The 24,432-nt window shown below is 48.2% G+C and carries 23 protein-coding genes; 9 read left to right on the plus strand and 14 right to left on the minus strand.

The annotated features are described in order from the left end of the window. Positions 1-2,334 (minus strand): TonB-dependent siderophore receptor, encoded by a 2,334-nt coding sequence (locus HH682_RS09250; protein WP_214237288.1) that lies wholly within the window; start codon positions 2,332-2,334, stop codon positions 1-3. Positions 2,335-2,562: 228 nt separating this feature from the next. Between HH682_RS09250 and fes the strand changes: the two genes are divergently transcribed. Both fes and HH682_RS09260 read left to right on the plus strand, forming a co-directional pair. Further along, positions 2,563-3,783 (plus strand): enterochelin esterase, encoded by a 1,221-nt coding sequence (gene fes / locus HH682_RS09255; RefSeq protein WP_214237289.1) that lies wholly within the window; start codon positions 2,563-2,565, stop codon positions 3,781-3,783. A gap of 1 nt (position 3,784) precedes the next feature. Continuing rightward, positions 3,785-7,753 carry a non-ribosomal peptide synthetase gene (locus HH682_RS09260; protein ID WP_214237290.1) on the plus strand — a complete coding sequence of 1,323 codons (3,969 nt, stop codon included), beginning with the start codon at positions 3,785-3,787 and terminating at the stop codon, positions 7,751-7,753. A 23-nt stretch (positions 7,754-7,776) separates the two neighbouring features. On the opposite strand, the gene HH682_RS09265 is transcribed toward HH682_RS09260, so the two are convergent. From HH682_RS09265 to fepB, 4 genes are read right to left on the minus strand one after another with little or no spacing between them, the layout of a single operon-like run. Beyond that, positions 7,777-8,568 (minus strand): ABC transporter ATP-binding protein, encoded by a 792-nt coding sequence (locus HH682_RS09265; protein WP_214237291.1) that lies wholly within the window; start codon positions 8,566-8,568, stop codon positions 7,777-7,779. Continuing rightward, complete coding sequence (locus HH682_RS09270; RefSeq protein ID WP_214237292.1) at positions 8,565-9,548, minus strand: FecCD family ABC transporter permease; 984 nt, start codon at positions 9,546-9,548, stop codon at positions 8,565-8,567. Before HH682_RS09270 ends, HH682_RS09265 begins: the two co-directional genes overlap by 4 nt. Further along, positions 9,548-10,567: an iron chelate uptake ABC transporter family permease subunit gene (locus HH682_RS09275; RefSeq protein ID WP_338049330.1), complete on the minus strand. Its 1,020-nt coding sequence runs from the start codon at positions 10,565-10,567 to the stop codon at positions 9,548-9,550. Before HH682_RS09275 ends, HH682_RS09270 begins: the two co-directional genes overlap by 1 nt. 1 nt (position 10,568) lies before the next feature. Next, entirely contained in the window at positions 10,569-11,528 is a 960-nt protein-coding gene (gene fepB / locus HH682_RS09280) for a Fe2+-enterobactin ABC transporter substrate-binding protein (RefSeq protein ID WP_214237293.1), read from the minus strand. 165 nt (positions 11,529-11,693) lie between these two features. On the opposite strand from fepB, the gene HH682_RS09285 reads away from it, so the two are divergent. The 5 genes from HH682_RS09285 to HH682_RS09305 are packed head-to-tail and all read left to right on the plus strand — an operon-like array spanning position 11,694 to position 16,588. Beyond that, the gene (locus HH682_RS09285) at positions 11,694-12,884 is read left to right on the plus strand and encodes an isochorismate synthase (RefSeq protein WP_214237294.1); all 1,191 of its coding nucleotides are present in this window, start codon (positions 11,694-11,696) and stop codon (positions 12,882-12,884) included. 16 nt (positions 12,885-12,900) lie between these two features. Further along, positions 12,901-14,520 (plus strand): (2,3-dihydroxybenzoyl)adenylate synthase, encoded by a 1,620-nt coding sequence (locus HH682_RS09290; protein ID WP_214237295.1) that lies wholly within the window; start codon positions 12,901-12,903, stop codon positions 14,518-14,520. 37 nt (positions 14,521-14,557) lie between these two features. After that, on the plus strand, positions 14,558-15,406 hold the full coding sequence (locus tag HH682_RS09295; RefSeq protein WP_214237296.1) for an isochorismatase family protein: 849 nt from the start codon (positions 14,558-14,560) through the stop codon (positions 15,404-15,406). A gap of 12 nt (positions 15,407-15,418) precedes the next feature. Further along, positions 15,419-16,165, plus strand: coding sequence for a 2,3-dihydro-2,3-dihydroxybenzoate dehydrogenase (gene dhbA, locus HH682_RS09300; RefSeq protein ID WP_420826201.1), 747 nt, complete (start codon positions 15,419-15,421; stop codon positions 16,163-16,165). A gap of 3 nt (positions 16,166-16,168) precedes the next feature. Next, on the plus strand, positions 16,169-16,588 hold the full coding sequence (locus tag HH682_RS09305) for a hotdog fold thioesterase (protein WP_214237297.1): 420 nt from the start codon (positions 16,169-16,171) through the stop codon (positions 16,586-16,588). Between the two features lie 38 nt (positions 16,589-16,626). Here HH682_RS09305 and cgtA read toward each other — a convergent pair whose 3' ends face one another. The 3 genes from cgtA to rplU all read right to left on the minus strand — a co-directional run bounded on the left by cgtA (position 16,627) and on the right by rplU (position 18,627). Beyond that, positions 16,627-17,802 (minus strand): Obg family GTPase CgtA, encoded by a 1,176-nt coding sequence (cgtA, locus tag HH682_RS09310; RefSeq protein ID WP_214237298.1) that lies wholly within the window; start codon positions 17,800-17,802, stop codon positions 16,627-16,629. A 240-nt stretch (positions 17,803-18,042) separates the two neighbouring features. Then, a complete protein-coding gene (gene rpmA / locus HH682_RS09315) occupies positions 18,043-18,300 on the minus strand; it encodes a 50S ribosomal protein L27 (RefSeq protein WP_048911377.1) in 258 nt (85 codons plus the stop codon). A 15-nt stretch (positions 18,301-18,315) separates the two neighbouring features. After that, entirely contained in the window at positions 18,316-18,627 is a 312-nt protein-coding gene (gene rplU / locus HH682_RS09320) for a 50S ribosomal protein L21 (RefSeq protein ID WP_029686306.1), read from the minus strand. Positions 18,628-18,956: 329 nt separating this feature from the next. Between rplU and ispB the strand changes: the two genes are divergently transcribed. Further along, positions 18,957-19,928: an octaprenyl diphosphate synthase gene (gene ispB, locus HH682_RS09325; RefSeq protein WP_214237365.1), complete on the plus strand. Its 972-nt coding sequence runs from the start codon at positions 18,957-18,959 to the stop codon at positions 19,926-19,928. A 19-nt stretch (positions 19,929-19,947) separates the two neighbouring features. On the opposite strand, the gene HH682_RS09330 is transcribed toward ispB, so the two are convergent. After that, a complete protein-coding gene (locus tag HH682_RS09330) occupies positions 19,948-20,556 on the minus strand; it encodes a fumarylacetoacetate hydrolase family protein (protein ID WP_214237299.1) in 609 nt (202 codons plus the stop codon). A 299-nt stretch (positions 20,557-20,855) separates the two neighbouring features. Between HH682_RS09330 and HH682_RS09335 the strand changes: the two genes are divergently transcribed. Continuing rightward, positions 20,856-21,155, plus strand: a complete 300-nt coding sequence (locus HH682_RS09335) for a helix-turn-helix domain-containing protein (RefSeq protein ID WP_214237300.1) — start codon at positions 20,856-20,858, stop codon at positions 21,153-21,155. Positions 21,156-21,229: 74 nt separating this feature from the next. On the opposite strand, the gene murA is transcribed toward HH682_RS09335, so the two are convergent. From murA to mlaD, 5 genes are all read right to left on the minus strand, one after another. Next, positions 21,230-22,498 (minus strand): UDP-N-acetylglucosamine 1-carboxyvinyltransferase, encoded by a 1,269-nt coding sequence (murA, locus tag HH682_RS09340; RefSeq protein ID WP_214237301.1) that lies wholly within the window; start codon positions 22,496-22,498, stop codon positions 21,230-21,232. Between the two features lie 68 nt (positions 22,499-22,566). Then, on the minus strand, positions 22,567-22,821 hold the full coding sequence (ibaG, locus tag HH682_RS09345) for a BolA family iron metabolism protein IbaG (RefSeq protein WP_092671174.1): 255 nt from the start codon (positions 22,819-22,821) through the stop codon (positions 22,567-22,569). A 100-nt stretch (positions 22,822-22,921) separates the two neighbouring features. Next, positions 22,922-23,221, minus strand: a complete 300-nt coding sequence (mlaB, locus tag HH682_RS09350; RefSeq protein ID WP_214237302.1) for a lipid asymmetry maintenance protein MlaB — start codon at positions 23,219-23,221, stop codon at positions 22,922-22,924. After that, positions 23,218-23,883, minus strand: a complete 666-nt coding sequence (mlaC, locus tag HH682_RS09355) for a phospholipid-binding protein MlaC (protein WP_214237303.1) — start codon at positions 23,881-23,883, stop codon at positions 23,218-23,220. Before mlaC ends, mlaB begins: the two co-directional genes overlap by 4 nt. A gap of 11 nt (positions 23,884-23,894) precedes the next feature. Further along, entirely contained in the window at positions 23,895-24,431 is a 537-nt protein-coding gene (gene mlaD / locus HH682_RS09360) for an outer membrane lipid asymmetry maintenance protein MlaD (protein ID WP_214237304.1), read from the minus strand. Position 24,432 lies beyond the last annotated feature (1 nt).

The following is a 24,432-nucleotide window of genomic DNA, read 5'->3' on the forward strand; positions in this document are numbered from 1 at the left end:
TTAGAAGTGCGTATTCAAACTCATATAGAAGGTTCGGCCTGACTCATTGTAAGTATATGCACCGGCTCCGTATAGGCTGCTTGTGATGCCTGTTTTCGAATTCAGAGTCCCTGTTGTTTGTGCGTTACCTTCGCGGAAGTGACGTTTATCAAAGAGGTTATCAATCCCTGCCGTGACACTGACATTCTTGGTGGCATCCCATGTCGCGCTAGCGCCAAAGATACTGTATGGGCTGACTTCGCGGGTATCAGGATAGCTAACAGTATTACCTTGATAATTACGGCTCTTCGGTTTCTGCTTACCGTACCAGGTCCACGTCGCTTGAACCGATAGGTCTTGGCGTATCTGCCATTCCACGTTGGAGTTAAGGGTAAATTGCGGGATAACGGAGAGACGATCATGGTTCGTCTTATCCTTACTTTGCAGCATCCACGTCATATTGTTATTCCACGTAACGGTATCAGTTACCGGTACATTGAAAGTTCCCTCTAGACCCTCAACCACCGCGCGCGGCACATTCTCCCATTGATAAACTCGGGTACCACTGCTATTTGTTGAAGTAACATCGTTACCCGATTCGATTTTATTATGGTAGTCATTGCGGAAGTAAGTGAGGCCAGCCTGCAGTCCAGCAAGGTCTTTATACTCCAAGCCAATCTCTTTGTTCACACTAGTCTCTGCTTTAAGGTCGCTATTACCTTGTAAATAACATCCAGTGCTGGAACTACCGTAACAACCTTGTCCTTTACTATAAAGAATATAGTTTGGATTGGTTTGATACAGATTTGGCGCTTTATAGGCACGGGCAATCCCCATCTTTAACGTCCACTCATTGGTGAGCTGCTGAGTCAAGTTAAGTGATGGGCTCCAATTGGTTCCAACAATGGAGTGGTGATCAAAGCGAATTGCCGGTGTCAGGACCGTGGAATCGGTAAGATCCATATTATCTTCAGCAAACATAGAGAAGATCTGCGCTTGGGAATAAGGAGAACGTGTACCGGTGCCGACGCCACTGATCGCCCCGCCGGTATTGGTGCCGGTAAGTGCTTGACCGGTCGAGGTACCATCTTTCATCTTCTGCTGGTTCCACTCAGTCCCCAAGGTGAGGTCCTGCTCCACCCAGGCAGTGAAAGGAATACTGACTTCGCTGTGCAACAGCACATCGCTGAGATCGATATCAGAGAACCCAGCATTATTATTGAAGATCCCCTCGGTTCCCCCTGCTAACCCTTCAGTAACCCTTGAGTTACGCGTTCGTTCATATTGTGCATAGGTGTTGGTAGTGACCCCGTTATCCCACACCCCAGTCCAGGTTAAGGCGTAATCTTGGCGGTAAATGCGGTTAGTTTCATCACCATATTTGCTTTTCACATAGTTTGACGTATTGGTATTCTGCGTATCGCCCGAATAAATATTCCCTTGTCGACTCGTTCCTGCTTCGAATTCAAGGTGCTGATTATGCGCAAATTCCCAATTCAGTTTACCGTGGAGGTCTTTATCTCTGATCCCTTCACGGCCAGCTGGAAAACTACCTATGTTCGTGCCTGTACGTTCCATAGTATGATTTTGGTTAATATCGTAAGCATCTGCTTGTGTCTTATCGATATTTCCCCAAATGCTTAATGTTAAGCTATCGGTCGCAGGGCCCATTAAACTGAAGTTAGTACGCTTGGTGGAGCCTTCAGATTTATGCTGAGGAACGTTGTAATACGTATTCCATGAACCATGCCACGCTGTGTTCGCTTGTTTGGTGATGATATTGACCACCCCGCCCATCGCGCCGCTACCATAACGTGCCGCAGCAGGTCCACGAATCACTTCGATGTGGTCAATCATTTCAGGCGGTACCCAGTTGGTATCACCGCGTGAATCTCGTTCACCCCGCCACCCATAGCGCACGGAGTTTTTACTGCTGACCGGGCGGCCATCGATCAGGATTAAAGTATTTTCCGGGCCCATGCCACGAATATCGATCTGACGATTATTCCCGCGCTGACCGCTGGTCGAGTTACCCGTTAAATTTACGCCAGGCATGGTACGAATAATTTCCGAGACATCACGAGCCGGTGGATGTTTACGAATGGCTTCGGCTGAAATAGTCGATACGCCTGGCGCTTGTAGCGTTTGTTGACGTGCCGTAACGACGATAGAATTGTGTGGACTGTCCTCGGTAGACAACGCCTTGTCGCCAGAGGTTTGGCCTGAGGTTTCATCTGATGTCGGGGAGTTAACGGTGACATCTGTTTGTGCCGCTGAAACCGGCACGCAATAAATAAAAAACGAGCTACCAAGCTCAAGGCAAATTGCAGCAGAAAGAAATGATAATTTTTTCATTTGTTATAATCCCAGTTCCCTAGGTCAATGCTGTGTATGTGTGTGTATTAATCCCAAGATCCCTTCAGTATTTGTTACTATTTTGCAATCAACAGAGCAATAAATGACAAACTACGTAAAGAGAGATTGCAATCTATTGCAGATGAAAATAATTATCAATACTATTATCAACAAATCTCGCTTCTAATGGCTATTCGCAGATAGCTTCTATAAAAGATAACTTTGCAAATGCTTATTCCTGAATGGTTTACCTCTGATACCGGTTCTGATCTGTGGTGGCAAGCGCAGCAACAGCAGGGTATTCCGCGTATTGAGCGAATTGATCCGCAGCAATGCCGCGTGACCTTTCTTTGGCGTCAACCCACTGATGCGACACACTCACAACAGGTACAAGCGGTATGGATCAACATTACGGGGATCACTGACCACCACCAGCCAAATCCCCCTACATCCTTGGTGCATTACTCCGCTACCGATGTCTGGTATCTCTCACTCACACTTCCTGCTAATTGGCGAGGGAGTTACTGCTTAATCCCTGATTCAAAAAAGGATGTGGGCTTACTAAGCCAAGATATCTTTCAACGTCGTGAATGGTGGCGAGAACAATTCCAGCATGCGCAACACGACAGCCTGAACATATTACGATCTTGGTCTGCTGGCCGGGGGATGGCGGTTTCCCCGCTTCACCTTCCTGATGCGCCGCCCCAAATCGAGTGGCAAGCATGGGATAAGGGTGAACAACAGCCCTTACCACTCAAGGTCATCACCTGGAACAGTACTCGGCTGGGTAATGAACGTCGAGTTTGGTGCTACAGCACGGCGAAGGGCGAAGCCGTGCCACATCAGTACTTGGCCGTGTTACTCGATGGTCAATTTTGGGCCAATACGCTACCTATCGCCGCGCCTTTGCAACAATTAACGGATAACGGCCAGCTTCCCGCTGCGCTCTATATCATGCCTGAGATTATTGATCGTGAGCATCGGGGACGCGAATATCCCTGTAATGCCGATTTTTGGCAGGCTATTAATGAAGAGTTACTCCCGTTAATCAGACAAACGTTTAATTGGCAACATGACCCTGCTCGTACCCTTGTCACCGGACAAAGTTTTGGGGGACTGGCTTCTGTCTACGCCTGTCTTAATTGGCCGGAATATTATGGTAAAGCGTTAAGCCTTTCGGGATCATTCTGGTGGCCGAACCGAGGCCAAGCTTCAGGTTACCTTCTTCAACAGTTACAGCAACAGGCCCCATCTATTGCCCCTCGACACATTATATTGGAGGCCGGTTGTCGCGAAGCATTAATTTGCGAGGCCAACCGTGAAATGGATAAATGGTTAAGTCACTACCATATCCCTCATCGTTTACGCTATATCGAAGGCGGGCACGATGCACTGTGGTGGCGGGGAAGTTTATTGGCTGGATTACAAGCGTTATGGCAGGACGAATAATATGATAAATATCGATGATAGCGTAGAACAACAACCTCTCAACGCTGAGCGTACCGCACCCTCATCTCGATTTAAGACCCGTCGATTACCGCTGGTGGCGGCACAACCGGGGATCTGGATTGCCGATCAGCTCTCCCCGTTTCATAATGCCTTTGCGGTAGCCCACTCGATTACTCTACCGGGAAGCCTTAACCTTGAGATGATGCAACATGCTATTCAGCAAGGTTTGGCAGAAGCTGACACCGTCAATTTCCGGTTTAAAGAGTGTGAGGGAGAAGCTTACCAATATGCAGATCCTGATACCACTTTTACGATTGAATGTATTGACCTACGTGAAGATCCTCAGGCTCTCGCTACCGCTCATGCCTTGATGGAGACTGATCTACAGAGCCCTTTACGTATTACCGATAATGGCGCTGCAGTTAGGCAAGTTCTGATGCGTATCAGTAATGAACAATGGGTGTGGTATCAACGTTATCACCACCTGATGGTCGATGGCTTTAGCTTTATTGCCCTCACCAAACGGATCAGCGAAATCTATGCGCATCTATGCCAACAGCAGCCGTTAGCTGCTACGCCTTTTACTTCGTTTGATGAAGTGGTTGAAGAGTATCTTGCCTATCAACATAGCGCGACTTACCAAAAAGATAAGCGCTATTGGCAAGAAAAAGTCTCGCAACTGCCTGATCCCTTGAGTCTTGCGCAAGCCCCGCTTAACGGAGAAATCGCCAGTCCACAGGTAATCCGCCACGCAATACATTTTTCTAGCCAGCAGCTTGCACCGCTGACCCAACACCTCGCTGAAACTGGCCTCACGCCTGTCGAGGGTGCCGTTACGCTGGTGAATACTTGGCTCGCGCATCTCACTGGTCAGCAGCCATTTAGCGCTGGCTTTATTTTTATGCGCCGGATGGGATCGGCAGCACTCAGCGCAGTAGGCCCTGTCATTAATGTCTTACCCATGAGCGTTGGGTATCAACCCACGTATAGGTTCACAGAGTTTGCCAGTCTGCTCAGCAAGGAGATTAAGAAGAATCGACGTCATCAGCGCTACGATGCGGAACAAATCAGTCGTGACTTAGGGATGACGGGGGATAGTGCACCGCTATTCGGCCCGGTATTAAACGTCAAACTTTTCGACTATCAATTGGTGTTTGAAGGACAAGAAGTCCACACCACTCATCTTGCCTCAGGGCCAGTTCGAGATATTGAAATAGCGTTAATACTGGATACTCAAGGTGCCTTAACCTTAGAGTTCTCAGCCAACAAAACGCGTTACGATGAACAAGCGCTGTTGACTCATATTCAACGCTTACCGCTGATTATCGAGCAATTAACCGCTCAGCCAGATTTACCGCTATGTGAACTCAATCTTCTTAGTGAGCAAGAACAGCATCAGCTCACGGCTATCAACGCTACAGAGGTGGAACTGAAAGACGATACCTTATGGTCGATGGTCGCAGAACAATGCCGACTCACCCCGGAAAATATAGCGCTCGCCGATACGCAGGCTGCGCTTTCGTATGCGCAGATGCAACAGCAGGTTATAGCCTTAGCGGCCACACTCCAACAGCAGGGTGTAGAAGCTGGCGATATCGTAGCCGTCGCGCTACCTCGTTCAATATACCTGTCACTGGCCCTCCAAGCGATTGTACGACTGGGCGCTATCTGGCTGCCGCTGGATACCGGCTATCCTGATGACCGCTTAGCTATTATGCTTGAAGATTCGACGCCTCGTCTGGTGATCACGGAACAGGCGTTAAGCGAAAGGTTTACACAGATCAGTGAAACGCCACACTATTATTATCAATCACTATTCACCAACGTCCCGTCACTTTCTGCACCCCTGCCCTTATCGACACAAGGGGCATACTTGATTTACACCTCGGGTTCGACTGGAAGACCAAAAGGCGTTCTGGTCGGCCATCAGGCTATTGTCAATCGCTTGAAATGGATGCAGAACCATTATCCGCTTCACCAACAAGATGTTGTCATTCAGAAAACCCCGAGTAGCTTCGATGTCTCAGTATGGGAATTCTTCTGGCCGTTGATGACCGGGGCAAAACTGTTTATGGCTCCCCCCGAATGTCATCGCGATCCTGAATGGTTACAGCAAGTAATGGTCGATCAACAAGTGAGCGTTACCCACTTTGTACCGTCAATGTTAGCCGCGTTCTTAGAGAGCCTCACTGAAACGACCATCGCAACTTTACAACAACGGTTACGCTTAGTCTTTTGTAGCGGCGAAGCACTCCCTACCGCCCTTGCACGCCAATGGGAACAGGACGTCACTATCCCTTGCCACAATTTATATGGCCCCACTGAGGCCGCCGTTGATGTCAGCTGGTTCCCCGCATTCGGCCCAGAACTCGCCGCGGTAGAAGGCCATAGCGTCCCGATCGGCTGGCCAGTCTGGAATACCCAACTCCATATTCTCGATAGCCAGCTCAAACCCGTCGCCTATGGTATCGCGGGCGAACTGTGGCTGGGTGGCGTACAACTGGCAGAGGGATATTTAGGTCGTCCAGAGCTTACCGCCGAGCGTTTTATCCCAGCGCCTTGGGATACTACGCAACGCTTATATCGTAGCGGTGATGTGGCGCGCCGGCTCGCCAAAGGTGAAATTGAATACTTGGGACGAAACGATGATCAACTCAAGATCCGTGGGCAACGCATAGAACTCTCTGAAATCGATGCAGTCCTGCTTTCGTTACCCGGAATTAAGCAAGCGGCATCTGTCGCCGTGAGTTTGAACCAACAATTGTCGGGACTGGCTGATGACCGACAATTGGTTAGCTATATCATTGTAGAAAGGCCACAAGAGACTGATCTCATCCGACAGCAATTGGCCGAACGATTACCGGCCCATATGGTGCCCGTCATTATCATCCCAGTGGACGCATTTCCCCTCAGTAGTAACGGTAAGTTAGACCGAAAAGCCTTGCCGGTCCCACAACTTGATGACCACAATAATACTCGTGAGCCTCAAGGTCAGTTAGAGATTCAATTAGCCGCCCTCTTTGCTGATCTATTGCAGTTACCCCATGTCGCGGCGAACCAAGACTTCTTCGCGTTGGGGGGACACTCACTCTTAGCGATGCGCTTAGCCGCGCAAATCCGCAAGCAGACAAATTACCCACTGACTGTTGGCCACGTCATGGTCAATGCCACCGTCGAAAAACTCGCGCAGATTATTCAACAGAGCCTCGAACAAGTGAATAGCGGTTTACAGACGCTGCTACCACTGCGCCAGACACAGGGGCCTCGCCTCTATTGCTTCCATCCGGCCTCTGGATTCGCCTGGCAATTTAGCGTATTACAACGCTATCTCGACCCGACCTGGTCGATTATTGGTATACAATCACCTGATGAGCAAGGCGCTCTGGGCGATGCCCAACATATTGACGATGTGTGTGAACGGCATCTTGAAACGCTTTTGGCAGACCAACCCACGGGGCCCTATTACTTTATCGGCTACTCGCTTGGAGGTACCTTAGCTCAAGGTATCGCCTCGCGGCTCGAAGCACGAGGTGAAGAAGTGGCGTTCTTAGGCTTGCTTGATACTTGGCCGCCTGAAACCCAGAATTGGGATGAGAAGCAGGGAAAGAATGTCTTGGATGTGCAAGTGATCGAAGAAGTTAACCGTGAGCGCGAGCAATTTGTTCAAAGTCAACGCCAACAAGCAGGCGAAGAACTGTCCCATCTTTTTGATCAGGTTGAAGCGAATTACGGCCACTCCGTGCGTTTATTGACCACCGCACGTAGTCGTAAAACCCGGGGACAAGCAACGCTCTTTTCTGCGCTAAAAACACAACAACCCGCCTTAAGCGCACAGCAAGCGTGGGCACCCTTTATTCAAGCTTTGGAGATTGTTCCCCTCGACTGTGCGCATGTGGAGATTATTTCAGCACCGATGTTTGAAACCATTGGACCTGAAATCAACCGTCGTTTAATGCGTCTACTCGGCTAACCTTTGAGGAGGCTTAGGCCTCCTCACTTTCCCACCGGCACGATCATCGGCGACCCTGCAATAGGGTCAGCGATGATCACCGCTTTCAATCCATAAACCTTTTCAATCAACTCTGCGGTAATGATCTCACTGGGTTTCCCTTCAGCAATGATCTCACCGGCACGCATCGCGATAAGATGGCTGGCATAGCGGCACGCTTGGTTCAGTTCATGCAGTACCACTACTAGGGTACGGCCATAGCATTGATTAAGCTCACGCAACAGTTCCATTAGCTCAATTTGATGAGTGATATCTAACCAAGTGGTGGGTTCATCTAGGAGTAACAGGGGGGTTTGTTGCGCCAGTACCATTGCAATCCAGACACGCTGCCGTTGTCCGCCGGAGAGCTGCTCGACCGGACGATCAGCCAGATGTTCGATATTGGTCGCAGCCATCGCTTGGGCCACAGCTTGACTATCCTCAGCACGCCAACCTCCGAACAGTGATTGATGAGGATAACGTCCTCGTCCGACTAAGTCAGCGACTGTGATCCCTGCCGGGGTGTGGCTATTTTGTGGAAGTAAACCGAGTTGTCGTGCCACCTCTTTCGCCGGTAATTGGTGGATTGCCTGCCCATCGAGGATAACTTGGCCTGCTACCGGTTTAATCACCCGGCTTAGCGCCTTTAAAAGCGTCGACTTACCACAGGCATTCGGACCGATGATCACCGTAAATTCCCCATCAGGAATAGTCACTGACAGTTGCTCTGCCACGGTTTTATTGTCGTAAGCCAGTGTGAGGTCTTTGGCTGCAAGACGGGAAGGAGATGAATTCATGAACGTCTGGCCTCTCTAACCAAAAGTGACAGCAGATAGATGCCGCCTACACTGACAGTAATCACGCCAACAGGCAGTTGATAGGGAAGGAAAGCGTGTTGCGCCAGATAATCGGCGGCCAACAATAATAGACTGCCACATAATGCCGTATTCCATAAAACGCCTGAGGGACTATGAGCCAGGCGCCGCGCAATTTGTGGCGCAACCAGTGCAACAAAGGAGACTGGGCCGATAACGGCTGTCGGTACGGCGGTCAGTAATATTGCTAATAGTAGAAGTCCTAAACGTGTTCGCTCAGTTCGGATACCCAGCGCACACGCCAAGTCGTCGCCCATTTCCAACAGTCCCATCCGTTTCGCTAAACTTGCGACGCCAAGCAATGCGATCACCACTGCGGGAAAAACCATCGATACACTTTGCCAATTTACACCATTCAACGACCCAGCACTCCATAATCCGGCGCTCATCGCGGTACTTAAGGAGGTTGACGTCATAACCCAGCCGTTAAAAGACATTAATAGTGCGCGAATGCCGATACCTATCAGGATTAATCGATAAGGTGTAATACCTTGACGCCACGCCAAGAGATAAATGATTACCCCGGTCAGCGCAGCGCTAATCAAAGATGCCAAGGCCATCGCAAAAAGGTTACTGGGCCACAGTAGCATTATCGCTAAGACCCCAGAAAAGGCGCCTGCATTGAGGCCCAGCACATCAGGGCTGCCGAGTGGATTGCGCAAAATAGACTGAAAAATAGCACCACTTATCCCTAGCGACGCGCCACACATTAGCGCGATCAGCACGCGCGGTAATCGCCACTCGACCACGACTAATCGCAAGCCTTCCGGTCCTTTTCCCCCTAAGACTTGCCACAATTCTTGTAGAGATAGGGGGATCGCACCACGACACAGTGCACAAGCCATCACAGTACTGACGGCGATCAATAAAAAGCAAAAAACAATCAGTGGACGTGTCTTCATTACATACCACGCCCTATCCGATGACGAACGAGAATAATTAATATGGGCGCACCAATCAGAGCAGTAATAATCGATACTCTAATCTCTCCCGGCGCAATGCTACGGCCAATAATATCCGCAAGTAGCAAGACTGCCGGAGTAATCAGTACCGTTCCAGGTAAAAAATAACGATGGTCGCTACCCAATACCCCACGCGCAAGATGGGGGGCAACGAGACCAATAAAAGCGATAGGGCCTGTCAGGGCGGTGGCGGAAGCAGATAATAATGCAATAAGCAGTAATCCAAGCAATTGCACAAGCCCGACTCGTGTCCCTAGGGTTCGAGCCAGATCTTCGCCCATACTGATCGCATTTAATGAACGGCTCAGCCCCAAGGTAATGAGGGTAGCCGCTGCTATCAATGGGCCAAGCAGTGTAAAGATCGTCAGTTGACGCACATCTAAAGACCCGGTCTGCCAGAAGCGCAAATGGTCGTAAATATCTGGATTTAACAGAGAAACTCCACTGGTGAGCCCTTCTAAAATCGCTGCCAACGAAACACCCGCTAACGTCAGACGGATTGGATTCAACCTTCCTCCTCGTCCTGCACCGGTAACCGCCACGATTATTGCCGCCAGAAGCGCCCCTAAGAATGCCAGGGAAAAACTCTGCCAAAAGGAAAGGGTTCCCCAGAAACTTAACCCTATCACGGTGACAAAACTGGCCCCCGAGTTAACCCCCAATAGGCCAGGATCGGCGAGAGGATTACGAGTGAGGGATTGCATCAGCGCGCCCGCCAGGCCAAGCGCACAGCCTGCCGCTAAGCCAGCCAGCGTACGGGGAAGCCGTGAAAATCGAATGATATCGCAATTCTCATTGTGGCAAGTATGCCACGGTGAGAGGCTTGTCCAGCTTTCTGATAGGGAAATCGTTTTTGCTCCCGTCAGTAAACTCACCATCACTAATCCGAGTAATACGATCAGCAGCACGGGGAACAGGCCAAACGAATTAGGCCACGCAGAAAATTGAGCCTTTTTCACCTTAATGCACAAAGCGTTTTTCTAATATTGCCAAGGTATGCGTCGCGCTGTAGTAATCTAAACGGAAATTGTCATTACCCAGCGGGTAGACATGTCCCTGCTTGACAGCCGGCGTCTGTTGTAAAAAACGATCGCTATTAACTTGGTTAACCGTATCCTCATCCGCCACAAACATTAACCAGCTCTTACCACTCAGTCCCTCACTCATTTTTTCACCTGAAAGCTGAATAATGTCTTTGCGCTGGCCCATACTATGGCTGGTCGCAAGTTGAGTAGGAGTTGGCGCTAACGTAAAGCCAAGCTGTTGAAGCAGTTTTCCTTGAGCAGAGTCAGCCGTCCAGAGATTCACTTCTTTCCCTCCGCCATTCCAGACAAAAGCAGAAACAGGCTGAGGCGGTAATTTAAGCGCCGGTTTTAATGCTGTAACACGCTGATCGAACTGATAAATAATGGTTTGTGCTTGGTCTTCATGCCCTGTTGCTTGACCTAAGAGAGTGACAACCTGTTGCCAACTCTTATCGTCGTAATTGACAACAATAACTGGCGCAATACTCGAGAGTTGATTGACCAGCCGTAGAGCACTGTCATGCCCGGTGGCACTGACAACAATTAAATCGGGGGCTTGTGCCGCAACCATCTCAGCATTGGCTTCACCAATATATAATCGTTGGACATGCTTTTGCTTAGCCACTGCGCCCCATTGGCTAAAAAATCCTTGGCTATCCGTAAAACGGCTATTGGGAACACCGGCTCCACTGGCAATGACTGGCGCATCAATCGCGAGTAGCGACCCGGTGAGCGTGACGCTGGTTGACACGATTCTTTTTGGCGCGCTTTTTAGGGTAATCGTTCCATTATCAGTAACCACTTGCCTTGGCCACCCCGCTGCTTGACTCAGCCCTGCTAAAGGTAATAACACACTGACTAAGAGAATATTTAGCAGTCTTGAGCTTCGGATCATAATGGCTTTCCTATATGAGCATCTAGTGCGTAATCGTAAGGTCGACATGAGAAGTTAACCTTAAGCTGGCTTCATCAGTTGACAGGTAAGGGAGTTAAGCGTAGCTTACCGCCAAAATTCAAATGATAATCATTATTAATTATCTTATCATTTAATGGTGCTATTATGGTCGAAATCACTGCCGTTGAAAATATTCTACACCGTAAAATTCAACAACAGAGCGCATTAAACGAACGTTTTCTGTTTACCTCTCCAGAAACTAGCCTGCTTACTGATGGCTGCTTTAAACGTATCACTCAACCTCTGCTTGATAGCGAAGGAAGCCAAGATGCTTTCCAGCAAACACTCCGTGAGCAATTTCGTCTTGCTCGCGCAGTAGGGATCAAAGACCCACTAGTCGTTGGGGCGATACCTTTTGATTCACATCAGCAGACAGCACTGTTTATCCCCCAACAAGTCATCCGTACCGATCGCAACCAGCTGGCCACAGAATTAATGCCTTATCAGCAGATGCCATTGACGCCAATTATCAGTCAGCAGCCTCATCCTGATAAACCGCAATTTATGGCGATGGTTAATGATGCCATTGCGGCGATGAACCGTGGTGAGTTAGATAAAGTCGTCCTCTCAAGACTGCTTAAACTGACGACCCAAGACAGCATCAATAGCACAACGCTGATGAGCCGTATCATGGCGCAAAACCCGGATAATTATCATTTCCATGTGCCCCTTACGAATAACGAGGTACTGCTGGGAGCAAGCCCTGAACTCCTCCTGCGCAAGCAGAAGAACCAATTTAGCTCTCGTCCCTTAGCCGGTTCGGCAAAACGTCAGGCAGACAGTGATGAAGATCATCGTGTAGGCCAGTGTTTACTGGCATCGACCAAAGATCGTCATGAACACCAATTAGTGATTGATGCGATGGCTAAAGTATTAGGCCCCGTCGCCGATCATTTGCAAGTCCCGCAGTCACCCGAACTGGTCACGACATCACAACTTTGGCACCTTGCGACCACCGTTCAAGGGACAATTAATAACGCTGAAGAAAATGCCTTAGCACTGGCGGGATTACTCCATCCCACCCCTGCGCTAAGTGGTTACCCGCATCAACTTGCTTGTCGTCTTATTCAACAGTTAGAGCCTTTCCCCAGAGAATTATTCGGTGGCATGGTTGGCTGGTGCGATGACAAAGGGAATGGGGAGTGGGTGGTGACGATTCGTTGTGCTCAACTAAGCCAACAACAGGTCACCCTGTTTGCCGGGGCAGGAATTGTCCCCGCTTCGGACCCGCTTTCGGAGTGGCAGGAGACCGGTACCAAACTCAGTACCATGCTAAAAGCTTTTGGTTTACATTAATTTTAGGTAATCATTCATGAGCATTTCTTTTACGCCTTGGCCCGCAGAGCTGGCGGCACGTTATCGTGAAAAAGGCTATTGGTTAGATAAACCTCTGACTGAAATTAGTGATCGCCACCGTGACAGCGATCGACCGGCAATCATCGATCCCGTGCAAACGCTCAGCTATCGACAATTGGCGCTATACAGTGACCAACTGGCTGCACAACTGCAAAAACGCGGCGTTATGCCCGGTGATACGGCATTAGTCCAGCTGGGTAATGGTTGCGAATTTTATATTGTCTTTTTCGCCCTGCTAAAATTAGGTGTCGCACCTGTCAACGCCCTCTTCAGCCATCAGCGCAGTGAATTAAATGCCTATGCTGCACAGATTAAGCCGCAGTTATTGATTGCTGACCGACAACATCCGGTATTTACCGATAATCGCTTCGTCGACGAACTGAGTGCGCACTATCCTGAGCTCCAACATCAACTCTGGCATAATCCCTTAGAAAACGAGAGTGGATTATTATCGCTCTATACTCAGAAAACCGAGGAGTTTGCACCGACGCCAAGTGCTGCCGATAAGGTCGCTTTTTTCCAACTGTCGGGAGGCAGTACAGGGACACCAAAGCTTATTCCTCGCACGCACAACGACTACTATTACAGTATCATCGGCAGTGTCGATATTTGCCGATTCACCGAGAATACTCGTTATTTATGCGCGCTACCGATTGCCCATAACTATCCCATGAGTTCACCCGGTATTTTAGGGGTTTTATACAGTGGCGGACTTAGCGTCTTAGCCCCCGACCCGAGCCCTACTACGTGCTTTAGCTTAATTGCTAACCATCTCATCAATGTCACGGCCCTAGTTCCCCCCGCGGTCAGCCTATGGTTGCAATCGATGCAAGAGTGGAACTGTGCGCACCAGCTCAGTTCGCTCCGTTTACTGCAAGTGGGTGGCGCGAAGTTAAGCGAAAGTTTGGCGGCTCGTATCCCCGCAGAAATCGGCTGCCAATTACAACAAGTCTTTGGTATGGCGGAGGGCTTGGTGAACTATACACGGCTCGATGATGATCTGCAGACCATCCTTACCACCCAAGGTTGCCCGATTTCTCCCGATGATGAAGTATGGGTTGCCGATGAAGAAGGCCATCCACTGCCAGTCAATACTACAGGTCGTTTAATGACGCGAGGCCCTTATACTTTCCGCGGTTATTACAATAGCCCTGAGCATAATGCTGCTTGCTTCGACCAACAGGGATTTTATTGCTCGGGTGATCTGATTTCAATTGACGAACGCGGCTACATTACCGTTCAAGGACGTGAAAAAGATCAGATCAATCGTGGAGGTGAGAAGATTGCAGCCGAAGAGATTGAAAATCTTTTACAACGACACCCAGACATTATCCACGCCGCACTAGTATCGATGAGTGATGAGTTATTAGGTGAAAAAAGCTGTGCCTATATTGTCGCAAAACAAGCAGTGAAAGCCGTACAACTGCGCCGTCATTTACGTGACCAAGGGATAGCCGAATTCAAATTACCAGATCGATTTGTATTCACTGACGCCCTGCCCCTAACTCCCGTTGGGAAAGTGGATAAAAAATTATTGCGTCAGCAACTTTCTGAAGATAATAAGAAAAATGCTTAATTCACCCTATTTATAGGGTATCGACTTTGGAGTTGTAATGAGTATCCCTAAATTAACGGCCTATGCATTACCTACAGCCGATGAGTTACCGAATAACAAAGTGAATTGGACCTTTGAGCCACAACGGGCAGCTTTATTGATTCACGATATGCAAAACTATTTTCTCAATTTTTGGGGAGAAAAGAGTGAATTTGTCGAGACTGTTGTGGCGCATATCGCGGCATTACGCCAACAATGTAAAGCATTGGGCATCCCGGTGTTCTATACCGCTCAACCGAATGAGCAAAGTGATGCAGACCGTGCACTACTGAATGATATGTGGGGACCGGGTTTAAACCGCCATCCAGAGCAACAAAAAGTGACTGCAGCTTTAGCCCCTGATGAACAGGATATCGTCTTAACCAAGTGGCGTTACAGCGCTTTTCAGCGATCTGATCTTGAGCAACAACTCAAGACGATGGGACGGGATCAATTAATTATCACCGGTGTTTATGCACATATTGGCTGCATGACCACGGCAACCGATGCTTTTATGCGTGATATTAAACCCTTCATGGTCGCCGATGCCTTAGCCGATTTTAGTCGAGAAGAGCATCTCATGGCGCTGACCTATACCGCCGGTCGCAGTGGCAAAGTGGTCATGACAGAGGATCTATTATTACTGCCAGCCTCTAAACAAGCCTTACGTGATGCGATCCTACCGCTACTTGAAGATGATGATATTCCTGAAGATGATGAAAACCTCATCGATTATGGACTTGACTCAGTACGAATGATGGCGCTGGCTTCGCGCTGGCGTCAGGCTATCCCCGGCATGGACTTTGTCACCCTAGCGAAAACCCCCACTTTCGATGCTTGGTGGTCACTACTATCAGGGGACAACTAACTGATTATGAATATGGATTTTCACGATAAATATGTCTGGGTTACCGGTGCAGGCCAAGGTATCGGTTACGATGCAGCCTGTGCTTTTCATCAGGCAGGTGCTGTGGTTATCGGCTTTGATAAACAGTTTCCCGGCGATCACTATCCTTTTAGCTGCCTAGTGATGGATGTGGCAAATCCGCAGCAGGTTACTGAAGTCTGCCAAGCCCAATTAGCGCTGCAGCCACGTCTAGATGTGTTAGTCAATGCCGCTGGTATCCTGCGTATTGGCACTACCGATGCCTTAAGCTTTGAGGATTGGCAAGCTTGTTTAAACGTCAACGCGGGTGGTGCCTTTAACCTCTTTTCACAAACGCTCCCCCTATTCCGTAAGCAAAGGTTTGGTTCTATCGTCAGCGTCGCCTCCAATTCCGCCCATGCCCCACGTCTCGGTATGTCTGCGTACGGCGCATCAAAAGCAGCCCTACGTAGTCTTTGTCAGACAGTTGGATTAGAGATGGCTCCTTACGGTGTGCGCTGTAATATCGTTTCTCCCGGATCGACAGATACCGCGATGCAACGAAGCTTATGGCATACCCCTGAAGCCGAACAAGAAATGATTAATGGATTCCCTGACCAGTTTAAATTAGGGATCCCTTTGAAAAAGATCGCTAAACCTCGCGAAATTACTAATGCGATCCTATTCCTTGCCTCGGATCTGGCGAGCCATATCGTGTTGCAGGATATCGTCATTGACGGTGGCGCAACCTTAGGCGCATAGCTCATGCAGACAATTTGGAAAAAAACGACCGATGTCGAGTCCCTAAATCAGATGGGGAAAAACTGTCTGATTGAGCATCTCGGTATTGTATTCACCGCGATTCATCCAACGCATCTCGAAGCGGAAATGCCAGTAGACAGCCGAACTTGTCAACCTTTTGGCCTACTGCATGGCGGAGCCAGTGTGGTGCTGGCTGAGTCGATGGGATCGATGGCTGGTTGGATGACCTGTCGCGAGGAACAAAATGTGGTCGGTATCGAAGTGAACGCTAGCCATCATCGTGCCGTGGCGAGCGGTAAGGTCATTGCGATATGTCAGCCTCTACATCTCGGCGGTCAGATACAAGTTTGGCAAATAGAGATCAAAAACCTACGGGGTAAACTCTGTTGTAGCGCTCGACTAACCGTTACCGTGCTGGGATAACATAAAACGGGGCAACACTTGGTTGCCCCGTTTTTTCATCAACGTTGATAGATAATTTCAACGCCTTCTTCATCTTCATCGTCCCAGTCATCCCAGTCTTCGTCATCTTCTTCTTCGACGGCATGCTGTTCGAGGGTTTCACGGTGATAGTCGTCCCACATAAATTCGACTTTTTCTGCCGCTTTCTCTGCCTTGGCTTCTTCTTTTGGCTGAGAATTAATAAACTTCATCACATCCCAACAGAGATCTTTAACACCTTGCTGGCTCGCTGCGGAGATCAGATAGTACTCACCTTCCCATCCCAGATCGTCAGCGATCTGTTTTGCTCGTTCAGCAGCTTCTTCAGGATCGAGTAAATCTACTTTATTGAAGACTAACCAACGCGGTTTTTGATAAAGTTTATCACTGTACTTTTCAAGTTCGCCAAGAATAATGCGAGCATTATCTACGGGGTTACTTTCATCGATCGGTGCAAGGTCGATAAGGTGAAGTAGGACACGACAACGCTCAAGGTGTTTCAGGAAGCGGATCCCGAGACCAGCACCATCTGCAGCACCTTCGATCAAGCCTGGTATATCGGCGACCACAAAGCTCTGCTCGTTATCCATGCGTACCACACCTAAACTCGGTACTAAGGTGGTGAAAGGATAGTCTGCAACTTTAGGCTTAGCCGCCGACACTGCACGGATAAACGTGGATTTACCGGCATTAGGTAACCCTAACATGCCAACATCAGCCAGGAGCATTAACTCCAGCTGAAGATCACGTTCTTCACCGGGTGTACCATTCGTTTTCTGACGTGGCGTTCGGTTAACGGAAGATTTAAAGCGAGTGTTTCCAAGACCATGCCAGCCGCCTTTTGCGACCATCAATGTTTGGCCATGCGTGGTCATATCCCCAAGTGTCTCGCCTGTACCTTGGTCGATCACGCGGGTTCCCATCGGGACCTTTACTGTCACGTCTTTACCGCGTTTACCCGTACAGTCACGACTTTGGCCGTTTTGGCCACGTTCCGCTCGAAAAGCTTTTTCGAAACGGTAATCAATTAAGGTATTTAGGTTTTCATCCGCGACTAGCCAGACATCACCACCATCACCGCCGTCGCCACCATCTGGGCCGCCTTTAGGGATATATTTTTCGCGGCGGAAGCTGATACAGCCATTCCCGCCATCGCCGGCAACGACAAGGATCGTTGCTTCATCAACAAATTTCATTTCTTCTCTCCGTCATGCATACGCCGTCCAGAATCAGGTCGGCGGGTCCGCCAGGGTCATATCAGCTGACCGGCAGCGGATCTTAGTGTTTGATCTCAATAATAGTGAGCAGGAATAGGCGATCAAACAAGGAATTCGTTCGTGTACTCAACGATCTTTTACAACAGAATGTAAAAAGCCCCGCAAAGCTGCGGGGCTTTAATTCTTCAGTCCTACAGGAAAACCTGCAGAGAGAACCAATTATTCAGCAACGATGCTGACGTATTTACGGTTTTCTGGACCTTTAACTTCGAATTTGATTTGACCTGTTGCGGTTGCAAACAGAGTGTGGTCACGACCACAACCTACATTGTTACCCGCGTGGAATTTGGTTCCACGTTGACGAACAATGATGCTACCTGCTAGTACAGTTTCTCCGCCAAAGCGTTTTACGCCAAGACGTTTAGCATTTGAGTCACGACCGTTACGAGTCGAACCACCAGCTTTCTTGTGTGCCATTTGTTAAATCTCCTCTTAAGCGCTGATGCCAGTAATTTTCACATCAGTAAACCACTGACGGTGGCCTTGCTGCTTACGATGGTGTTTACGACGACGAAACTTAACAATTTTAATTTTCTCGCCACGACCATGAGCTACGACTTCAGCTTTGATAACACCACCAGAAACTAACGGTGCACCAATAGTCACTTCTTCGCCATTAGCAATCATCAGAACCTGGTCAAACTCAACAGTTTCACCGGTTGCAATGTCTAATTTTTCCAAGCGAACGGTCTGACCTTCGCTTACTCGGTGTTGTTTACCACCACTTTGGAAAACCGCGTACATATAAACTCCGCTTCTGCGCTAGCCTTTTAGGTTAAATAGGCGGCGCGATAAAATATTCACATAGGGCGCGAATTCTACGCAACTATCCTGCAGAAAACAAGTTAACTTTTCAGGTATTGCAGAAAAAAAAGCCAAGTCACGCTCCAAGGTTTCGCAATACGAAATTTCTAGTACAATAAGTTTATTCTTAGTGATCGTTATTGATAAATAACCCTCGATTAGAGTGTTACACTAACTCTTTGGCGTGGTTCTGGACACCAGCAGAATTTCCGCGACTTTTACCCGAAATGCCGTTGAAGATGGCTCACAGAGATAAACTGACTAATTGTATGAATTTAGAGCAGATAACAGAACTTACCGCCCCAGATATGGCTGCGGTAAATCAAAATATTCTCAAGCAGCTTGATTCAGATGTAGTACTCATCAGTCAGCTAGGCCATTACATCGTTAGCGGTGGCGGTAAACGAATTAGACCAATGATTGCGGTACTCGCTGCACGAGCACTGAATTATGAGGGTGAGAAACATATCCTCAATGCCGCTCTGATTGAATTTATTCATACCGCAACCCTACTCCACGATGATGTCGTGGATGAATCTGATATGCGACGGGGCAAAGCCACTGCTAACGCAGCATTTGGTAATGCCGCAAGTGTGCTAGTCGGAGACTTTATCTACACCCGTGCCTTTCAGATGATGACTCAGCTAGGATCCTTAAAGATCCTTGAACTGATGTCAGAAGCGGTGAATGTGATCTCTGAAGGTGAGGTATTGCAGTTAATGAACTGTAATGATCCGGATATCACTGAAGAGAGCTACCTGCGCGTGATCTACAGCAAAACGGCACGGTTATTTGAAGCGGCCGCGCAAACTTCAGCGATTTTAGCGGACGCCACCCCCGCAGAAGAAAAAGCACTCAAAGATTACGGGCGTTACCTTGGCACCGCCTTTCAACTGATTGACGATCTTCTCGACTACAGCGCCGATAACGAAGCGCTAGGTAAAAATGTCGGTGACGATCTGAGTGAAGGCAAACCCACTCTTCCCCTGTTACACGCGATGCGCAATGGCACTCCTGAGCAAGCAGCCATGATCCGCAGTGCGATCGAGGAAGGTAATGGCCGCCATTTGCTGGATCAAGTACTTGAAACCATGCAGCAATGCGGCTCCCTTGCATGGACGCAGCAAAAAGCCGAAGAAGAAGCCGATAAGGCTATTCAAGCACTGGCGATTCTACCGGCGACTCCTTGGCGTCAAGCTCTCGAAGCCCTTGCACAAATGTCGGTGCAGCGCGACCGATAGCCGGTCATGAGCTACAAGCCTAATCAACTTGTAGCTCAGCCATCATCTCACCTTCCAACGATAGCCTGAGCTTGTCTCCCGTCTTAAGCTTACCAACGCCTTTAGGCGTTCCAGTAAAAATAATATCGCCAGGCTGTAGAGCAATATATTGACTGATAAACGCAATGATATACTTCATGCTGAATACCATTTCGCTGCTCACTCCTTGCTGAACCTTCTTACCATTAATCTCCAATGCAAAATGAATCGGCTCCGGTACTGCCTGTTTAGGCACAAAATCACTGACATAACAGGAGCCATTAAAACCTTTGGCCAGTAACCAAGGTAGTTTTTTATTTTTTAATTCGGCTTGCAAATCACGAGCGGTAAGATCGAGCCCGACAGCGATTTTATCGAAACACTCTTCTGCTTGATCGATATCGATCTGAAAAGCCGGGGCGGAGATCCTTATCACAATCTCTGTCTCGTAATGAACATCCTGGGAGAAACCAGGCAAGGTGATGGTATTGTCCGTGATTAATGAGCTATTCGGTTTACTAAATACCACAGGATCTTCTTCAACGCGATTACCCAGCTCTTGGGCATGCTCAGTATAATTACGGCCAATACAGTAGATGTTGTTGATCATTTATCGACTCCCGTTGAGGTGATAGAGCAGATTACCGACATTTTCCTGCCGCTTAGGTCTGAACATAGCAGAACAGCGCGATCCTTTCCTTACTCTTCTGCACCATAACAAGTAATAACTTCTTTTTTTTGGAATTAATAGGAATACTAACACCTTGCAGTAATTACAATAATTTTGAGACGTATTCTGCATCTATAAGTAAACCAATCATATTTATATGGAATTTTTAGGTAATTTTCTGCTATAAATTTCTATAGCATAAGAATTAAATGAATAATTCAAATAGCATGGAGAATGACATGGAAAAGTTAAAAAATGACTGGCACAGTGCAGACATTATTGCAGCATTACATAAGAAAGGTACTTCATTAGCCGCGGTATCGAGAAACGCAGGCCTCAGTTCTTCAACGCTTGCCAATGCCCTTTCGCGTCCCTGGCCCAAAGGCGAATTATTAATCGCACAAGCAATCAATATCCATCCAGCCGAAATATGGCCTAGCCGTTATTATCATCCCGTTACGAAAGAATTATTGGATAGATCACAATTGATTCGGACAAAAAGAAAAAAGAAGCGTAGCGAGCCAGACGTTAGCCCTTAATTCTCAGAACAACCTAGAAATAAAAAAAGCCCCGACACCTACTCGTGTTCGGGGCTTATTCTTAAATCACACCGCTATTCGTTGTCGCCGGGTACGCGATCGATCGTTGCACCCAATCCACGTAGTTTATCTTCGATATGTTCGTAACCCCGATCGATATGATAAATACGCTCTACGTAGGTCGTCCCTTCAGCGATACATCCAGCAAGGACTAAGCTTGCTGACGCACGCAGGTCAGTTGCCATCACCTGAGCTGCAGACAGTTTTTCAACACCGTGGCAAATCGCAGTGTTACTCTCAATCTCAGCGTGCGCACCCATACGAATTAACTCAGGGATATGCATGAAACGATTTTCAAAGATCGTTTCAGTAATGATCCCTGTGCCCTCAGCCACCAGGTTGAGCAGCGTAAATTGCGCTTGCATATCGGTAGGGAAGCCAGGATGGGGAGCGGTGCGGATATTGACAGCCTTTGGTCTACGCCCATGCATGTCCAACTTAATCCAGTCTTCGCCCGTCTCAACGGATGCACCTGCATCACGGAGTTTAGCCAAGACCGCATCCATCGTATCTGGACGTGCTTTCTTACACAGAATCTTTCCGCCAGAAATTGCCGCCGCGATAAGGAAGGTTCCCGCTTCAATACGGTCTGCAACGACGGTGTAGGTGCCTCCACCAAGACGTTCAACCCCTTCAATCGTAATTTTATCGGTACCCGCACCACTAATTTTCGCGCCCAGCGTCTTTAAAAATTCAGCCGTATCCACAATTTCTGGCTCACGTGCGGCATTTTCGATAATCGTGGTGCCCTCGGCGACAGTCGCTGCGCTCATAATAGTGACGGTTGCGCCAACGCTCACTTTATCCATGACGATATGTGCGCCCTTCAAGCGTCCATCGACCGTCGCTTTGACATAGCCTTCTTCAAGCTTAATCTGTGCACCCAGCTGCTCAAGACCTGTAATGTGTAAATCGACAGGACGAGCACCAATAGCGCAGCCGCCGGGAAGAGAGACTTGCCCTTGACCAAAACGCGCGACTAACGGTCCGAGCGCCCAAATTGATGCACGCATGGTTTTTACCAATTCGTACGGGCCGCAAAAGATATTCACTTGGCTCGCATCGACCAGAACCGCACCATTTTTGCGCTCGACCTTAGCCCCTAATTGGGTCAATAACTTCATCGTCGTATCGATATCACGCAGTTCAGGAACATTTTGGAGTGTTACAGGTTCCTCAGCGAGCAAAGCGGAAAATAAAATGGGTAGCGCCGCATTTTTTGCGCCAGAAATAGTGACTTCACCACTTAAACGTGAAGGCCCCTGTACTCGAAATTTATCCATTGATACGGTTCTCAATTAACACTCAATATGCAGGATAATGACCGCGGGTAATCCGCCATCATCATAGTTTAGAAGCCATTTAATTTGCGATCACGCGCCCATTCAGCTGGGGTGTATGCTTTAATTGAAACTGCGTGAATACGGTTATCTGCAATGTATTGCATTAAGGGCGCGTAAACAGCTTGCTGCTTCTTAACACGGCTAAGTTCTGTAAACATCTCGCCTACCGCTATCACTTGGAAGTGACTGCCATCGCCGGTGACATGTACTTCATCTAGCGTCAGTGCTTGCTCTAGCACCGCTTGGATTTCATTAGTTTCCATTGCGCTTTCCTACTCCTCAATTTAGGGCCGTTATCTTAGTCCAATTTGCCCTCATCATAAACAAGGAAAGCTCCTGAATCTATCAGCCAAATTTATTTGTCTACGCACTGACCTCATAGGGTAAAAGCCCTTGTAGGTTATAAAGTACAATCAGTGAGTGCAATGCTGGCTGTACACCTTGCAGCATTACTGAATCTTTCGCGTCATGAGACGATGAAAAGCGCACTAATAAAGCAAGTCCTGCTGAATCGACACGTGAAAGCTGCGAAAGATCGATAAAGCGGATCCCTTTTAATACCTGATGGCGCTGCTGCCATAAGTTAGCTAACGAGTTATGCACTAATTCGCCTTGTAAGGAGAGTATGCCCTCCTTACATTGCCAATGGAGTGTCTGGCTCATTTAGCGCCCTGACCTAAAGTAATAGGTTGGTTGGCATAGACTTTTAATTGTGCAGTGAGCCCATCAATTCCCTTAGTCCGCAGTAGATCTGCCCACTCATTTTGCTTAGTGGTAATCATACTGATACCTTCTGCAACCATATCGTAGGCTTGCCATTTACCACTTTGCGTATTCTTACGCCATTGGAAGTCTAAGCGAACCGGAGGACGACCATCAGAATCGATAATAGATACGCGGATCGCCAGCATTTTCGCATCGCCAACCGGTTGGGAAGGCGCAATTTGATAGGTCTGTCCATGGTACAGCGCCAACGCTTGACCATAAGCTTGTGCCAAGTAATCACCAAAAGCGTTAAAGTAGGCTTCTTTTTGCGCGGGTGTCGCTTGGCTGTAGTAACGGCCCAATACTAATGCCCCTGCATATTTTATTTGTACATAAGGCAGTAATTCTTGGCGCACAATATCGCGCAGATAGTTTGGATTTTGCTTAATCTTAGGCTGTTCGTCTTTCAAACGATTGAAGGTTTTCGCCGCAGCCTGATTCATTAAGGTGTAAGGGTTAGTTTGATCCACTTGCCCTTCCGTCGGCGCAGCAGCATAAACAGAACCTATTGTCATCGGCATTACAGCCAGTACGCCTGCTAGAAGTAGTGATTTAGACATCTTATTTCCTCTTAGTGAGCGACAGGAGTCGGTTGGGGAGCGGCATTATCTGACGCATTATTGTCAGAAGCTTTATTATCGTTACTCTTGTACAGGAATTGACCTATCAGGTCTTCAAGCACCATCGCCGATTTAGTATCCGTAATTTTCCCGCCATTCTGTAACATACTGGTTCCCAATTCAGGATCGCTAAACCCTAAGTTTAGCGCAAGATATTGCTCTCCCAGTAAACCTTGGGTTCGAATCGCCAAACTACTGCTGTCTGGGATCTTATTCAGGTATGGCTCATCAATCGCCAAGGTCACTGTAGGCGTTAATGTGGCATCAGCGAGAGAAATATGAGTAACCCGGCCAATAACAACACCGCCAATTTTGACGGGTGAGCCAGTTTTTAATCCACCAATATTGTCGAATTCAGCACTTAATGACCACGTCGGTGCGCTGTGCCAAGCGGTAATATTCGCGACCCGTAAGCAGAGAAATAACCCTGCAAGGATGGCCAATAATAGAAATAAACCTACCCAGATTTCACTTTTTTTATTTTGCATA

Source organism: Rosenbergiella gaditana (genome assembly GCF_018494065.1).
Lineage (GTDB): Bacteria > Pseudomonadota > Gammaproteobacteria > Enterobacterales > Enterobacteriaceae > Rosenbergiella > Rosenbergiella gaditana.